The sequence below is a fragment of the Mycolicibacterium nivoides genome, assembly GCF_003855255.1.
Taxonomy (GTDB): Bacteria; Actinomycetota; Actinomycetes; order Mycobacteriales; family Mycobacteriaceae; genus Mycobacterium; species Mycobacterium nivoides.
Map to the genome: position 1 here is coordinate 2,291,095 of NZ_CP034072.1, position 14,360 is coordinate 2,305,454.

Consider the following 14,360-nt stretch of genomic DNA (forward strand, 5'->3'; position numbering starts at 1 on the left):
AAGGGTTGCGTCAAGCCCAACTCACTCGCGCCCATCCTAGGCGTGGCCGAATGTGGCTAGGCCGACAGTGGCAGGTCGCCCTCGTCGGGCTCGGCTTCGGGCGCGTCGCCGGCGACGGGTTCGGGCTCGAGTACCGGGCCGGCCGACGGCTTCGGCAACGGCGCGACCTTGGCTGTGCACCGGGACAGATCGGGCCCGACCGCGGTCGCCCGCACCTCCACCGAGGACCGGCGCACACCCTCCTTGTCTTCGTACTCATCGGTGTGGACATGCCCGACCACGATCACGGCGTCCCCCTTCATCAGAGAGGCGCTGGTGCCGGTGGCGAGATTTCCCCAGCAGTTGACCGTGACGTAGAGCGAGTTCCCGTGCTCCCAGTTGCCGTCGGGCGTGCGGCGCCGCGAATTGCTGGCCACCCGGAACTTGTACAGCTCCTGATCGCCGAATCGCCGCCGGACGGGGTCGGTGATGATGTTGCCCACGATCGTGAACGGGGTCTCGAACATTTCTGGTTCCTTTCGCTTCATCGATGCGGCGGCCGGAGGTGAAGCGTCGACCGCCTTACCCGTCAATTGACGGTCGACGCCCCGACATCAGGACGCCCGACGCAGCCGACGAACCCGTCGGCTGGGGATGAAACGCAGGCTGGGGATAACTCCGGAGTCAGCCGGAAGGACGGTCGCGCCGCGCCATCTCGGCGAGCATGGCGTTATAGGCCGCCAGATCGGCGTCGTCATCGCGGTCGGCGGCCCGGTCCAGCCGCTTGGCGGTGCGCTGATCGCTGCGCCGCCACTGGATGAGCAGTGCCAGCATCACGATGACCAGCGGGACTTCCCCGGCCGCCCAGGCGATGGCGCCGCCGAGGTGCTGGTCTCCGAGCAGGTCGGTGTGCCACGGCAGTAGCAGTGACCGGTAGAAGCTCTCGCCGAGCACGTTCTTCATGCCCATCAACACCACACCGAAGAACGCGTGCAGCGGCAGCGAGGCGAACACCATCCCGATCTTGACCAGGTGCGGGACGGGCCTCGGGGTCGGGTCCACGCCGATGACCACCCAATAGAACAGGTAGCCCGAGAGCAGGAAGTGCACGTTCATCAGGATGTGCGCGGCGTGGTTGCTGACCGCGGCGTCGAAGATGCCGCCGAAGTACAGGCCGTAGAACCCGGCCACGAACAGCACGGTCGCGACGATGGGATGGGTCAGGAATTGCGACACCCTGGAGTGCAACGCCGCCAGCAGCCATTCTCTGGGGCCGGGTGGCGAGCCGCGACCCGCGGTCGGCAGCGCCCGCAGCGCCAGGGTCACCGGGGCGCCAAGCACCAGCAGCACCGGAACCAGCATGGACAGCAGCATGTGGGCGATCATGTGCATGCTGAACATCGCCGGCATGTAGCGACCGAGCCCCGATGAGGTGGTGAACAGCAGGACGGCACAGCCGAGCAGCCAGGCGAACGTGCGGCCCACCGGCCAGGCGTCGCCGCGGCGGCGCAGCCGGTACACACCGGCCAGGTACACCACCGCACCGACGATGGCCGCGGTCCCGAACAACAGGTCGAATCGCCAGTCGAACAACACCCGAACGACCGTCGGCGGCCCAGCGAAGTCGTACCCGATCGCGACCTCGGTGGCGCTGGGGATCCTCGGCTCGGGCGGCGGCGGGGTGCGTCCCAGCCCGACGGCGATGCCGAACGTGGCGCCGAACAACGCGGCCTCCGTCAGCGCCAACCGGATCAACGGTCTGCGCGCACCGGCGTCGGCGGCCAGAGCGGTCAGGCTGACCCGACGCTGTCGCCAGCCCAGCACGCCGAGCAGGCTGAGGGCCACGAGCTTGGCCACCAGCAACCACCCGTAGCTGGTGCGCACCAGATCGGCGGGTTGGATCCGCACCAGCGCGTTGAGCACACCGCTGATGGCCATCGCGATGAAGCACCACAGGGCCAGCGCCGAGAAGCGGCGTGCCGCCAGCGCGGTGGCCGGGCCGTCACCGCCGGACCCGGCAGCGGCCCGGATCGCGTGGGCCAACAACGCCAGCAGACCGCCGGCCCACAGCGCGGCGGCCACCAGGTGGACGAACAGGCTGTTGGTGGCCAGATCGTGGGCTCCGCCTGCCGACGAGTGCCCGGTCAGAACCAGCGGCATCAACGTCACCAGTGACCCGGCCAGCAGCACCGGCGTCCACCCCCACCGCAGCACCGGGAGGCTGGCGATGGTGACAGCGGCCGCCAGGATCGCCGTCCACCGCCAGGCGACGGCGACATCGACCAGGCCGGCGGCCGACCACACGTCGACCGGTGCGAGATGGTCGAGCAACGGCTGCCCGGACACGTCGGAGACCGTCAGCGGAACCAGCAGCGCTGCGCACACCGTCCACACGCCTGAGGCCGCCGAGCCGAGCCGCAGCGCCCGGTAGCCGGCGACATCGAGCACGCCGTTGGTCTGGGGTGCTGCCAGGAACGCCGCGAACAGGAAAGACCCCACCGCGATGACGGCGGCGATCTCGCCGGCAGCCCGCACGAACGGCAGTCCGTAGGTGGTGACCGGGCCGGGATCAGGCAGGCCGGTGGCAGTCAAGGCGTCGGCCAGCGACAGCGCGCCGATGCCTGCGGCCACTGCCCCGGCCAACAGACCCACGCCGACCAGCACAGGCCACACCACGCTGTTGCGCACGCTGGATGCGGCCACCTGGCCGGCAGAAGTCATGGTGCAAGGGTATGGCGTGGGCTCCACCACACCCCGGGCGCCGGACAAATCCGGGTGGGCAGCCCGGCCGTCGCCTAGCCCTGTAGGAATCTCTGGGCGCGACGCTGCTGCTCCCGGACGTAGAACTGCTCACGCGCGATCTCGTCGACCTTGTCCATGTCGGCGACGATCCCGCGCAGTTCGTCGCGGAAGGCGTTGCGGCGCTCCTGCAGACTCGGGTCGCTCACCAGCAGGTTCTGATCGGCCGCCACCTGACGCGCGGTGGCGAACAGCAACGCCGAAACCGACTCGTTGCTGCCCACGCGGCCCTGCGCGACGTACTGGCGCCCCACACCGAGCGCCCGTTTGGTCAGGTCCCGCTCCCCGATCTCCGCCGGTGCATCGCGCAGCACATCGGCGACGATCGCGTACGCCTCGAAGAACGGCCGCAGCATCGCGCCCACCAACAACGGTCGCTTGCCGCGCAACATCTGATAGATCTCGTCGCCTCCCGCCGAGACCTTCGCTTCCCAGCCGCCTGCCGCCTGACCTTCCGGCGTGCGGTCGTACCACGACATCTCTTCGGCGACGTTGTCGCGGAAGGCCGCCGAATCGGCGAAATAGAAATCGAACTTGAGCAGGTCACGCAGCCGCATCACCTGGTCCCAGAACGACTGCAACGGGTCTTCGGCGACACGGGCGGCATAGGCCAGGGCCAACTCGACGATCGAGGTCTCCTGGAAGGCGTGGATCAGCGAATTGCGGTAGAACGCCGCTTCCAGTTCATCCTCGGGGGCAATCCGCCACACCGGTTCGCGCCCACTGTCGACCAACGTCACCGGGTGACCGCCGGAGAGAGCGTCGACGGCCGAGCGCACTCCCTCTGCAGTCCGCAGCCGCAGTGCACTGTTGGTCATCGGGGTGTTCTTGCGTTCCAGGTAATCCAGTGAGTCCTGCAGCGTGTGGTGCAGCTGATCGAGGGTCAGGGCGACCCCTCGGGCGCCCAGCAGCAGCGCCGAGACCAGGTTGGTCGCGCTGACCGGGGTGACCCGCAGAATCCGCCAGGCCACCTCGAACGCCATCTTCTGCATCGCCAGGCGTTTGGCCGCCTCGTCGTGGGCCATGTCGCCGCCCGGCTCACCGAGGTGCTCACGCATCGAAACCGCTTCGGGGAAGCGGACATAGATCTTGCCGTAGTTGCGTTCGCCCTGCGCCTTGATGAAGTTGTACAGCCAGCTCAGGCCCTCGGGCGTCTTCTCGCCGCCGCGGGCGTACGCGGCGTACTCGGCGGTCTCGTGCAGCTGGTCGAAACTGATCGACACCGGCTGCAGCAGGATGTCCTCACTGCGGCCGTCGAGGTAGGCATTGGCGACATAGGCGAGCAGACCGAGCTTGGGCGGCAACATCTTTCCGGTCCGTGACCGGGTGCCCTCGATGGACCAGTTCAGGTTGAACCGCTTCTCCACGATGTAGCCGACGTACTGGCGCAGCACGTACTTGTACAGCGGGTCATCGAGTTTGCGCCGCAGGAAGATGACGCCGGAATGCCGGAACAGCGGACCCATCAGGCCGAACGACAGGTTGATCCCGGCGAATGTGTACACCGGCGGCAGCCGGTTCTCCTGCATGGCCACCGGGACGATCACCCCGTCGAGATACGAACGGTGGGAGAACAGCAGCACCGCCGGATGTTGTTCCAGGGCATGGCGCATCGACTCGATCTCGGAGCGGTCGTAGTCGATGCGCGGATCGAATCCGCGGCTGAAGATGGCCCGGCCCAAAGTTGGGATCAGGTCCACCGAGAACCGGCTCCACCCGGTGGAGAGCTCGTCGAGCATCTCCCCGGCCTTCTCCACCGTCGCGCCGGGAATCTGTTCCAGGCCTTGACGGAAACGTGCGGAGTCGAGCATCTCCGGCTTGACCAGCCGCGGCGACTTGTACTCGGGGCCGAGCAGGCGAAGCTCCACCCGCTCGATCGCCAGCGCCGCCCGCCGAAGGACGAATCGTGCGAATTCCCTTGGGTTTTCCGCGACCGTGGTCTCGCTCCACTGCTTACGCAGCTCCGATACCTTGGCCGGCTCACCGGCGACGACCCGGGCCCGCGTCGGGTTCTTGCGCAGGATGCGCCGCTGCAGGATTTCCGGCGGCCGGTAGGTGTCGCGGCCCGAGATCAACCCGACCACTTTCAACCGGGTGGGCAACCCGGCGGGCACCCAGAACACCCGGACCGGGACCACCAGCCGGTCCTCGTCCGATTCCAACTCCTCGACCAGCCGGGCCACCACCCCGGGCGCGGGCTCGTCGGTGGCCGGCAGCTGCAGGACCTCGACGGTCGAGTCGGGGTGTTCGCGCCGCTGCGTCTTGAGCCAGTCGTTGAGCAGTTCCAGTTCGGCCGGCGACGACACCGATGCCAGCACCAGTGCATCGTCGGTGGTGCTGAAGCTGGGGAAATCGTCGAGCCCCGCGGTCACGGTCGACCCTTGGAGGTCGATCGCGACGACGAGGTATCCGGTTTGGGCGCAGCCTTTTTCGCGGGCGCCTTCTTCGCCGGTGCCTTCTTGGCGGCCCGGCGCGGTGCGGCCTTCTTGGCCGGGGTGGCGCGGGCGTAGACGTCGAACACCGGCAATTCGTCCTCCGGCCAGGATTTCAGTGTGTCGAGGTAGATCTGACGGACCTCGGCGATGCGGTCGGACAGGTTGTCGACGGTCCAGTCCTCAACCGATATCGGCGGGTACACCGCGACATCCACCTTGCCGGGGTTGAACGTGCTGGAATCGCGGGCAGCGATCACCTCGGCGTTGCGGATCACGATCGGGACGATCGGAATACCCGCAGCCATGGCGATGCGGAACGGGCCCTTTTTGAACGGGCCGACCTCAGTGGTGTCGAGCCGGGTGCCCTCGGGGGCAATCAGGATCGACAAGCCTTTGCGGGCAAGCTCTTCGATCCTGTGCAGGCTTTCGACGGCCTTCTCCGGATCGTCGCGATCGATGAACGCCGCGTCCATCACCTTGCCCAGTGGTCCCATCAGCGGGTTCTTCTCGAGCTCCTTTTTCCCGACGCCGGTGAAGTCCACCCCGACCAGCCGGCCCGCGATCATCGGGTCGGCCTGGTTGCGGTGATTGAAGATGAACACCGCGGGGCGCTGCGCGGTCAGGTTCTCCTCGCCGAGGATGTTGAGCTCGATGCCCGTGGTGAGCATCAGCAGCTTGCTCCAGTTCGACGTGAAGAAGTTGACCCCGGTGCGCTTGTTGCGGGTGAGCAGCCCGAGTCCGATCGCGCCGGCGGCGACGGTCGGAATGGTGGCCAGACTGGCGAGCGTGCGTAGTTGCGCGACGGGGCTGCTGCCACTGCGGCTGCTGAACTTCAGGACGGGCCAGCCACGTTTGGCGGCCACGGCGGCCAGCTTGCCTGCCGGATTGGTCGGCCGCGGATTGCCCACCAGGTACATCAGGGCGACGTCCTCGTCACCATCGGCGTAGAAGTAACTCTTGGTCAGGTCCACCCCGTTGGCCGCCGAGAAGTTCTGCACCGCACGGGCTTTGCCGGGACCCCAGATGACCGGCCTCATCACCTCCCCGGTGATCAGGCCGTCCTCGTCGGTCTCGAACTTGTTGCAGAGCACGTTGTCGATGCCGAGAAAGCGCGCCACCGGCTCCACCTGAACCGTCAGCGCAGAAGAACTCAGCACCACGGTGTGGCCACGGGCCATGTGGGCGCGCACCATCGCGCGCATCTCCGGATACATGCGGCCCTTCACGTGCTGGACGAACAGCCGCTCGCCCAGCTCGTCGAGGTCGCTGAGCGAGTTGCCGTTCAGCATCCGGGCGCCCTTGCCGATCAGGTCCTCGAACTCTGAGCGCCCCAGCTGGTGATTGAGCCCCGCCTGCACCATCCCGATGAACTCGCCGATGCTCATCTGACCGCGACGCAATCGATCCTGCGTCATCAGCACGCCCGTGAACCCGGCTACCAGTGTCCCGTCGAGGTCGAAGAAGGCCCCGATCTCCGGGCCTTCCGGACTCGCCTCGATCTCAGCCAGCGACCCCGGCAGCCTCTGCTTGGATTTGCCTGTCTGCCCTGGTGACGTCACTGTGCGGCGCTCCCGTTCGACGACGCGTTTTCAGCCTCTGGTGGCACCGTGGCCGCGAAGGTGACCGGTTCGGCGCGCCCGTCGCCCCCGAGCGCGAGCACCTCGTTGAAGCCGTCGAGCAGGCACTGCGCGAACAGGGCCTCGTCGGTGATCGCCGCGCGGTCGTAGCGCGTGGTCACGGTGAAGTACCCCGATCGCGAGATCAGCACCGCCATGATCGCGACACCGGGCAGCGGGCCAATTCCGTAGTGCCGCAAGATCTTCGCTCCGGCGATGAACGTGTCGCCGGCATACATCGCGACGTTGCTGGCCTGCACGTCGGAGTTCACCACCGAGCCGGCGACCGACTCCAGGATGTTGTCCGGTAGCAGACTCAGAACCGGAGCGATGGCGCCCACGATGTCGATCGCACGTTCTTCACGCTTGGTGGTCATCTGGGCCCGAACGGCTCTGATCCGTAGCTCCGGATCGGCGATGCCGACCGGGGCGGCCAGATTGACTCCCGCGAATCGGTTGCCACCGGCCGGGTCATCCTCGGAACGCAGGTTGACCGGCACCGCCATCGGCAAGTCCTCGATCGGGACTCCCATCGCCTCGTGGTAGAGCCGCAGCGCGCCGCACAGGCCAGCCAGGTAGGCGTCGTTGATCGAACCACCGGCGGCCTTGGCGGCACTCCGCAGGTCACCGAATGGGATGTCGATCGCCTCGGTCCGCGAGGACAAGCTGCGCCGACGCAGCAGCGGCGACCGTTCGGCCGCAGGCCGATTCACCCGGGCTCCCGACATCGCGTACTCGACGACTCCGCTGACCGCCGATACCGGGTCCCGCACCGTCCGGTTGGCGGCGCGCGCGGCCCCGCCGATCAGGCCGAGCACACCACCGGCGATCTTGCCGGGAAGCCGCCCGAGCCCTTCCCGCATGAGATCGTTGGGCGACAGGTCCTGAGGAATGGGCAACGGCGCCATCTGCCGAGGCTCGGGGTCGCGTTCCAAGTCGTAGATGTTGGCGAACATCTCGATGGCGCCCACCCCGTCGGTCACCGCATGACTGAGGTGCAGGATCGTGGCTGCGCGCCCGCCTTCGAGCCCTTCGACCAGCGTCGCACTCCACAGCGGGCGCGTGATGTCCATCGGTGTCTGCAGCGCGATCTCGGCCAGGTCGAACAAGTCCCGGAGTGTGCCCGGGGAAGGCACTCTCATGCGCCGGACATGGAAGTCGAGGTTGAAGTCAGGATCGACCACCCACCGGGGCGACGCCGTCGGCAGCGTCGGCATGACGACCTTCTGCCGCAGCCGTAGGACATTGCGGGACGCGTTGTCGAACCGGGTGCGGAACCGCTCCCAATCTGGGGTGGTGTCGAGGATTTCGAGGCCGACGATGCCCGATCGCGTCCGGGGATTCGCCTCGCCGCGATGCAGCAGCTGGTCCACTGCACCCAGTTTCTCGGGCAGTCCGGCCGCGTCCACCTCCGGCACGTCGCTCATAGCGTGGTCCCTCTCCCCTCCCCTGGCCACCAAGTGCAGCGTCCACGCTAGTCCGCCTCCGGCTCCGCGGGAGGGCTTTGCCGGTCGTCCGTCGCGCGTCACCGCCCTTCACGCCGAGGTACGAGTTTCGCCGATCGGCGGGAGGTGTTTGTCCGGTAGGTCGCGAAACGAGGCGGCCGCCAAAATCCGTTTCTGCTGACCGTTCTTAGTCGGCGTGATCCGGAGATTGACGGAGACGCCGTGATCGGTGGGCCGGATGTAGTAGCACTCGTCGGTGTCCGGACAGTAGATGAAGATGACGTCGATCGCGTCCTTGTCGATGGGCGTGCTGTGCGCGCCGTGGCGATCGGCCCAGGTGGACCGGAGGTTGAGTTTGACCGCTCCCGCTCGTGCCGACCGGTGTACTTCACCTGAATGCGGTGAAAGGTGCCTGCCGCGTACGCCACAAGGTCGAACGGCGCATGCTCGGTCGCGGGGAACAGCACGTAAAAACCCTTGCCTACCAGGTCGGCATGCGCTTTGGCGACGCCGAGGTCGCCTTTGTCTTTGGTGTGATGTCGACCCACTGACCCGCTCGTTTCATCGGTCGCGGTTCGAGCAGCCCACGTGCTGCATATCCGTTTCGGCAACGACACCGACGCGGTGTAAATTGTGGTGGTCCGACTTGCCCCCGTGGCGCAACGGATAGCGCATCCGGTTTCTACCCGGTCGGTTGCAGGTTCGAATCCTGTCGGGGGTGCCATGTCTCGTTCGTTTGACGTGTGCTTCTCGTTCTTGAGCGCACCGTACCCCGCACATCCGACAACTCCATGTCGGTCGACTGCTCGCTCAATACGAGGGTGAGCCTGAATCTCACGTCGCTCGTCTGATTAACGCGCTAGCCAGCAGGCTCGTTTCGACGTTAGCCTCGCCGGCGTTCCCGTTCGGCGAAAGCGTCAAGCGCAGCAAGAACTTCAGATGACCGCCCCACTCGGTTGTGCGGTCCATTGGAGCTCTTGCGCCAAGAGCACAGCGCTCACAGGGCGGCGGGTCAGCAAATCGGCGACCTTCCACACCGCGGAATCGGGCCGTGCGGCGATTACGTCGTTCCACTTTCCCGGATATCGCGCAGATCGGTGACTATTTGTCGCCCGTTGGCGATAGCCAGAACGGTAGCTTCCGGGAAGCGCTCAACGAACGGCGCTGCGTCCCCCGTCGCGGTAGCTCGTCAGCGCCGCGAAGTTTGCGCCGGTGTCGGCCAGCAGTCCGGCGGAGACCGGAAGCGTGACCTGACCGTTTACTCGGCGCATATGCCCGAGAACCACTCTCCATCTGTATGACGTCGGCTGATTGTTGACACCTGTGTCGGTTGATCCTTGACACGGCGCGGGGCAGAAATTCCATCGGCGGACGATTGGCGTGCGTTAATGTCCTGTTTGTCCTGGTAAGCCGACAGTTCGGAGCTGACATGAGCACGTATCGGACGATTGTGGTCGGGACCGACGGGTCCGACTCGTCGTTACGTGCGGTCGACCGCGCCGCCATGGTCGCCGCGCAGGAGAACGCGAAGCTCATCGTCGCGAGTGCTCATCAACCCGTGGCCGAAAAGGGCGGCTGGTCGCGACCGCCGTCGCCCGATCATGTGGTCGATACCCGTGCGGAGGACAGCCTCAAGAGCGAGGGCTACCGGATGCACGGCGCCGCCCCGGTCTACGAGATCCTCCAGGTGGCGCGCGACCGGGCCAAGGCCGCCGGCGCCTCGGACATCGTCGAGCGGGCGGTCGAAGGTGCCCCGGTCGACGCCCTGGTGAAACTCGCCAAAGAGGTCGATGCGGATCTGATCGTCGTCGGCGACATCGGCCTGGACTCCGTCGCCGGCCGCCTGTTGGGCTCGGTGCCCGCCACCATCGCCCGCCGGGTCAAGATCGACATCCTCATCGTCCACACCGCGGTCTGAGACGCTCGCGGTCTAGGCCGACACCCAGATCAGCCTGTCGTCGTCGGCGACGACGGTGCCCGCGGTCGGGGCCGCGAAATGCGTTCCGAACAACAGTGCCTGCTCATCGACGATGCCCTGCAGCAGACGGGCGCGGGTCACCGCGGCAGCTGCCGGATCGTCATCGGGAAGGGCCTGCACCTCGGGGTGGGTGATCTGGATCGGATGGTGGATGACGTCACCGCCGATGATCGCCACCTCCCCATCGGATTCGATCCGAACCGCGGCATGCCCCGCGGTGTGACCAGGGGTGGCCAACAGCCGGATCTCGTCGGTGATCGCGTGGTCCGAGTCGGTCAGACGCAGGACATCGTGCGCGACAAGCGGTTCGACGGTCTCGGAGGCGGCGCGGTTCGGCGCCGAGGACTGGAGCCATGACGTGTACTCGTCGGCGGTGAGCAGGTATGTCGCGTTGGGATAGGTGGGGACCCAGGCACCGTCACGCTGGGAGGTATTGCGCCCGGCATGGTCGAGGTGAAGGTGAGTGCAGACGACGGTGGTCACATCGCCGGGGGTGAATCCGGCCGCGGCCAACGACTGCCCGTACTGGTCGGGATCCATGGGGATCTGATACGGCAGTTCGTGGCCCTCCCCGAAACAGCAGTCCACCACCACGAGCTCGTCACCGGATTCGATGACGAACGACTGGATCGCCACCAGCAGGTTGCCCGCGTCATCGACATAATGCGGCTGAAGCCAGCTCGGGAGCTCGGACGGAAGCCCGCGAAACAGCCGGTCAGGCCGGGTCGGCACCACCGTCTCCAGCACGGAGTGAACCGTCAACGCGCCGATCGTCCACTTCTGCATGGCTCACCGTATGAGACAAATCATTTGGATACAAGGCTCCGCGTGGCCCCATCAACGGCACACCATCTGGCACACTCGATACGTGGCGCAGCCAAACGTCCGGTTCCAGCGACTTGCCGAACAGGTCGCCGACCAGTTGCGGCGCCGGATCCTCACCGGGGAACTGCCCGACGGCACGATCCTGCCCAAGGAAGACGAACTTCTCGTCGAGTATCCGATCAGCAAGCCGTCCCTGCGCGAGGCGATGCGCATCCTCGAGGCCGAGGGGCTGTTGACGGTACGGCGCGGCAAGCTCGGCGGCGCGGTGGTCCACCGACCAGACGCAGCAAACCTCGCATACACAATGGGGTTGGTGCTCGGCGCCGGGCAGGTCGGCCTCGCCGACGTGGGCACGGCCCTGCTGCAGGTCGAGCCGGCATGTGCCGCGCTCTGCGCCCAGCGCCCGGACCGGAAGCGCACCGTTGTACCTATTCTCCGCGAATTGCACGAAGAATCGGTCAGATCGGTTGCCGATCTGCTGCAGGCCACCTCGGCGAGCCGCCGGTATCACGAAGCGCTGGTGCGCCATTGCGGAAACGAGACGATGATCATCCTGGCGGGCGCGCTGGAGGCGCTGTGGTCAGCTCATGAGCAAAACTGGTCGGCGCAGGTGACGGACCACTCGACCGTGCCCGTCGAGGAGCGCCGAGCGGTACTGGAAGACCACCGGCAGGTGATCGACGCGATCGACATGGGTGACGCACAGCGAGCCCGCGATCTGGCCGCGGCTCATCTGATCAACGCCCAGCAGTACCCGGGAGTCGACGGGGTCGTCGATCCGACGATGGTGCGCACATGGGCGCAGTCCAGTCCCCGACGACCGTGATCACAGCCGACAACGATGTGACCGTTGACACAAGTTCTTATTTTCATATGATTTGGTGATGAAGGTCGGCGACGTCGCCGTTGACGTAGTAGACGCGGCCCACTATCGGTCGGCCGGGTGGTGGTCGGACCGCACGATCTCGCAGACCGTGCGCGGTCACGCACTGGCCCACCCCGACAAGCCGGCCTATGTGGACCACCCTGCCGCCACCTATACCTGGCGTGAATTCGACGAGGCCGCAACGTCACTCGCGGCCCAGCTGGCGGGCGCCGGGGTTCACCCGGGTGACCGGGTCGCCGTGTGGCACGGCGACACCGCCGCCATTCATGTGCTGTTCGTGGCGATCGAACGATGCGGCGGCGTCGTTGTCGGGATCGGCGCCCGCGCCGGGACGCGCGAGGCCACCCAGATCTTGCGCACCACCGAGCCGCGCCTGCTGATCAGCGACGCGGCGCGGCAGGCCTCGGCGCAGGCCACCGTCGCCGGCCTCGCTCCGCAACTCGACCTCGCCGCCGTGGTCCTACGCTCCGAGCGCGATGGCCTGTCCATCGACACCCACACTCCCCCGTGTGCGCCCGACGACGCCGCGGCGGTCGGCCCCGACGACGTGTTCCTGATCAACTCGACCTCGGGGACCACCGGCCTACCCAAATGTGTTGTACACACCCAGAACCGGTGGCACTACTTCCATCAGCAGGCGGTCGCCAACGGCGCACTGAGCGCCGACGACGTCTTCCTGCCCGTCATCCCGGCCCCGTTCGGGTTCGGCATCTGGACCGCCCACACCACCCCGATCTACCTCGGCGTCACCACGGTCCTGCTCGAGCGATTCGACGCGGCGGCCGCGTGCGAGGCGATCGCCCATCACCGCGTCAGCGTGTTGTGCTGTGTCAGTACCCAATTGATGATGATCATGGCCGACCGGGCATCGCGCGAGAACGACCTGAGCTCGTTGCGCGTGGTCTTCACCGGGGGTGAGGCGCTGCCCTATCAGCGCGCCGCCGACTTCGAGGAACTCACCCGCGCCACCATCCTGCAGTTCTACGGCTCCAACGAAACCGGCCTGCTGAGCGGGACGACGCTGCACGATTCCCGGGAGCGCAGGCTGCGCACCGCCGGAAGGCTGGTGCCGGAGATGGCGGTGCGCCTGTTCGACGGCGATGACGACGTGACCTCGACGGGCCGTGGGCAACCGGCCTGCCGCGGACCGGCCACCAGCCTGGGCTATCTCGGCGGCGTCGACCACGACAAGCTGTACACCCCGGACGGCTGGATGAGGATGGGCGACGTCTGCGAGGTCGACTCCGACGGCTACCTTTCGGTCACCGGTCGCACCTCGGACTTCATCGTGCGCGGCGGCAAGAACATCAGTGCCGGCGAGGTCGAGGATGCGGTGACGACGCATCCGGCCGTGGCCGTGGCTGCTGCGGTGGCGATGCCCGACCCTGTCTTCGGCGAGAAGGTCTGCATCTACATAGAACCCGTAGCACCTGCCAACAACCACGTCATCGATCTCCCTGGGCTCGTCGAACACCTCCTGGCCCAGGGCATGTCGAAGGAACTGCTCCCCGAGCGGCTCATCGTGCTCGACGAGTTGCCCCGGTCGTCAGGCGGGAAGATCGCCAAAGGGCAACTACGCGAAGATATCCGGACGCGGTTGGGAGACGACTATGAACGTCGGTGAGATGCGCCAGGGCGGGTTGAAAGTTTGGTCGCCATCGGTCACCCCTCCGATCGGCGTCGACCTGTCCGAAGAACAGGCGCTCGCCGTAGCGTTCCGGCACCTGGCCGCCATCGGATTCGCCGAGAACATGGCCGGCCACATCACCTGGCAGCCTGAGGGCCGCACCGAGATGCTGGTCAATCCGTGGGGACTGTGGTGGCAGGAGCTCACCGCATCCGACATCTGCGTGGTCGACGAGAACGCCGCCGTGGTGCGCGGCCGCTGGGATGTCACCCCGGCCATCCACATCCACACCGAACTGCACCGAATGCGCGATGATGCCCGCGTCGTCATCCACAACCACCCCTACTACGTGAGCCTCATCGCCGCGTTGGGGAAGCTGCCGGACCTGGTGCACCAGACCGGATCGCTGTTCCTCGACGACATGTGCTTCGTCGAAACCTATGACGGCGAGGTCGATTCGGCACCGAGGGCGCGCGAGCTCGCCGAACGGATCGGCACCGCCAATCTCACCATCCTGGCCAACCACGGCGTCATCACCACCGGAGGCACCGTGGCCGAGGCCGTGTACCGGGCCGCGTCGATCGACCGGGTGTGCAAACTGGCCTACCAGGTGATGCTCACCGGCCGGGAGTCGACGGCGATGAACCGCTCAGACATGTACGGCATGAAGGCCTCGCTCATCGAGCGGGCCGCCGACGTCTACTGGGCCGGCGCGGCCCGCATGACCATCAAGGCCGACCCCGACGTGCTCAGCTAGTTCCCGGACCCTG

11 protein-coding genes, 1 tRNA gene and 1 pseudogene are annotated in these 14,360 nt (G+C 66.8%); 5 read left to right on the plus strand and 8 right to left on the minus strand.

All coding sequences use genetic code 11. The features are described from left to right. Window positions 1–56: 56 nt before the first annotated feature. The 6 genes and pseudogenes from EH231_RS10860 to EH231_RS10885 form a co-directional block, all read right to left on the minus strand. On the minus strand, window positions 57–506 hold the full coding sequence (locus EH231_RS10860; protein WP_090431875.1) for a single-stranded DNA-binding protein: 450 nt from the start codon (window positions 504–506) through the stop codon (window positions 57–59). A gap of 157 nt (window positions 507–663) precedes the next feature. Continuing rightward, window positions 664–2,700 (minus strand): bifunctional copper resistance protein CopD/cytochrome c oxidase assembly protein, encoded by a 2,037-nt coding sequence (locus tag EH231_RS10865; RefSeq protein ID WP_124712399.1) that lies wholly within the window; start codon window positions 2,698–2,700, stop codon window positions 664–666. A 74-nt stretch (window positions 2,701–2,774) separates the two neighbouring features. Then, entirely contained in the window at window positions 2,775–5,150 is a 2,376-nt protein-coding gene (locus EH231_RS10870; protein WP_090431879.1) for a glycerol-3-phosphate 1-O-acyltransferase, read from the minus strand. Then, the gene (locus tag EH231_RS10875; RefSeq protein ID WP_124712400.1) at window positions 5,147–6,772 is read right to left on the minus strand and encodes an HAD-IB family hydrolase/lysophospholipid acyltransferase family protein; all 1,626 of its coding nucleotides are present in this window, start codon (window positions 6,770–6,772) and stop codon (window positions 5,147–5,149) included. Before EH231_RS10875 ends, EH231_RS10870 begins: the two co-directional genes overlap by 4 nt. Further along, a complete protein-coding gene (locus EH231_RS10880; protein WP_124712401.1) occupies window positions 6,769–8,256 on the minus strand; it encodes a wax ester/triacylglycerol synthase family O-acyltransferase in 1,488 nt (495 codons plus the stop codon). Before EH231_RS10880 ends, EH231_RS10875 begins: the two co-directional genes overlap by 4 nt. A 108-nt stretch (window positions 8,257–8,364) precedes the next feature. After that, window positions 8,365–8,891, minus strand: a pseudogene (locus EH231_RS10885) (group I intron-associated PD-(D/E)XK endonuclease). A gap of 31 nt (window positions 8,892–8,922) precedes the next feature. Between EH231_RS10885 and EH231_RS10890 the strand changes: the two are divergent. Then, window positions 8,923–8,998 (plus strand) — tRNA-Arg (locus EH231_RS10890). 427 nt (window positions 8,999–9,425) lie between these two features. Here the strand turns inward: EH231_RS10890 and EH231_RS34580 are convergent. Next, window positions 9,426–9,560, minus strand: a complete 135-nt coding sequence (locus tag EH231_RS34580) for a hypothetical protein (protein ID WP_277425628.1) — start codon at window positions 9,558–9,560, stop codon at window positions 9,426–9,428. A 143-nt stretch (window positions 9,561–9,703) separates the two neighbouring features. Here EH231_RS34580 and EH231_RS10900 point away from each other — a divergent pair, with 143 nt between their 5' ends. Next, window positions 9,704–10,192, plus strand: a complete 489-nt coding sequence (locus tag EH231_RS10900) for a universal stress protein (RefSeq protein ID WP_090431886.1) — start codon at window positions 9,704–9,706, stop codon at window positions 10,190–10,192. Window positions 10,193–10,204: 12 nt separating this feature from the next. On the opposite strand, the gene EH231_RS10905 is transcribed toward EH231_RS10900, so the two are convergent. Next, complete coding sequence (locus EH231_RS10905) at window positions 10,205–11,038, minus strand: MBL fold metallo-hydrolase (RefSeq protein ID WP_090431887.1); 834 nt, start codon at window positions 11,036–11,038, stop codon at window positions 10,205–10,207. A gap of 82 nt (window positions 11,039–11,120) precedes the next feature. Here EH231_RS10905 and EH231_RS10910 point away from each other — a divergent pair, with 82 nt between their 5' ends. Genes EH231_RS10910 through EH231_RS10920 form a run of 3 tightly spaced genes read left to right on the plus strand, consistent with a single transcriptional unit; the run spans window position 11,121 to window position 14,347 of the window. Continuing rightward, complete coding sequence (locus EH231_RS10910) at window positions 11,121–11,903, plus strand: FadR/GntR family transcriptional regulator (protein WP_090431889.1); 783 nt, start codon at window positions 11,121–11,123, stop codon at window positions 11,901–11,903. Window positions 11,904–11,961: 58 nt separating this feature from the next. After that, entirely contained in the window at window positions 11,962–13,587 is a 1,626-nt protein-coding gene (locus EH231_RS10915; protein WP_124712402.1) for a class I adenylate-forming enzyme family protein, read from the plus strand. Beyond that, window positions 13,574–14,347, plus strand: a complete 774-nt coding sequence (locus tag EH231_RS10920; RefSeq protein ID WP_090431894.1) for a class II aldolase/adducin family protein — start codon at window positions 13,574–13,576, stop codon at window positions 14,345–14,347. Before EH231_RS10915 ends, EH231_RS10920 begins: the two co-directional genes overlap by 14 nt. Window positions 14,348–14,360 lie beyond the last annotated feature (13 nt).

Bases quoted from the DNA above. Each gene is read 5' to 3' on its own strand.
- EH231_RS10860 (WP_090431875.1), bottom strand. From the start codon at position 506: ATGTTCGAGACCCCGTTCACGATCGTGGGCAACATCATCACCGACCCC.
- EH231_RS10865 (WP_124712399.1), bottom strand. From the start codon at position 2,700: ATGACTTCTGCCGGCCAGGTGGCCGCATCCAGCGTGCGCAACAGCGTG.
- EH231_RS10880 (WP_124712401.1), bottom strand. From the start codon at position 8,256: ATGAGCGACGTGCCGGAGGTGGACGCGGCCGGACTGCCCGAGAAACTG.
- EH231_RS10900 (WP_090431886.1), top strand. From the start codon at position 9,704: ATGAGCACGTATCGGACGATTGTGGTCGGGACCGACGGGTCCGACTCG.
- EH231_RS10905 (WP_090431887.1), bottom strand. From the start codon at position 11,038: ATGCAGAAGTGGACGATCGGCGCGTTGACGGTTCACTCCGTGCTGGAG.
- EH231_RS10915 (WP_124712402.1), top strand. From the start codon at position 11,962: ATGAAGGTCGGCGACGTCGCCGTTGACGTAGTAGACGCGGCCCACTAT.
- EH231_RS10920 (WP_090431894.1), top strand. From the start codon at position 13,574: ATGAACGTCGGTGAGATGCGCCAGGGCGGGTTGAAAGTTTGGTCGCCA.